The following is a 671-nucleotide window of genomic DNA, read 5'->3' as shown; positions in this document are numbered from 1 at the left end:
GTGGTGACGTGCGCGGTAAAAGGCAAGGCGATGTTGAGTTTGACGGTAATAGAGCCCGATTGGTCTCGTTGATTGGCTTTAGCGAGACAAAACCCTCTAGGGCAATGAAGGTTTAATATCTTGTCGTCTTTCACTACTAAACGGTTGGTGTTGACCGAGGATAAGGGCAACACAATGGTATCATTTTGCTCAAAATAGTAGGTCTTTGCGTCAATCGTATGGGCGTGGCTCATGATGGGTAACAACAAACCAAAAAAAGCATAAATCAAGCGTATTTTCATAACGGTATCTCTTGGGCGATGGTGTGAAGTTCAATCAAGCCACTTGAGTAATCGGCTTGGAGTAGATAAGTCACGGGCTCAGGGTCAAGTGTGCGCCCCGCGATGGTTTTGTTGAGCGTGCCTTTGACCCGTATTTTCATTTCATTCAGGTTGATAGACAGCGTGTCAACTTCAAAAAAACTGGTGACGTCGTTCTCGATGATAAATTCGGCTTCTCGCATCAACTTGTCTTGTAAGCCGCTCCAGTATTTAGGCGGCACGTAGGTAATGAGTAAGTTGAATTGACGTTTAACGTTAGAGGGCGTGACATTAAATTTTAGGTGTATCCACCAATCGGCCATCATAGAAAGATACGCTTCATCAACCGCATCGCTTGAGATCGTAAACGCT

General features: G+C 45.0%; 1 protein-coding gene and 1 pseudogene. Both read right to left on the bottom strand.

Annotation, left to right across the window (positions count from 1 at the left end):
* A pseudogene (locus tag AB4496_RS27420) lies at nucleotides 1-281 on the bottom strand (type-F conjugative transfer system secretin TraK); the annotation flags it as partial.
* The coding region (gene traE, locus AB4496_RS27415) for a type IV conjugative transfer system protein TraE (protein ID WP_372133123.1) at nucleotides 278-671 on the bottom strand (394 nt) is incomplete at its 5' end. The gene traE and the pseudogene AB4496_RS27420, both read right to left, overlap by 4 nt.

It is taken from the genome of Vibrio sp. 10N.222.46.A1 (assembly GCF_041473595.1).
GTDB lineage: Bacteria > Pseudomonadota > Gammaproteobacteria > Enterobacterales > Vibrionaceae > Vibrio > Vibrio tasmaniensis_A.
The sequence above is the reverse complement of the archived record's forward strand: the minus strand, read 5'-3'. Positions and strand labels throughout refer to the sequence as shown.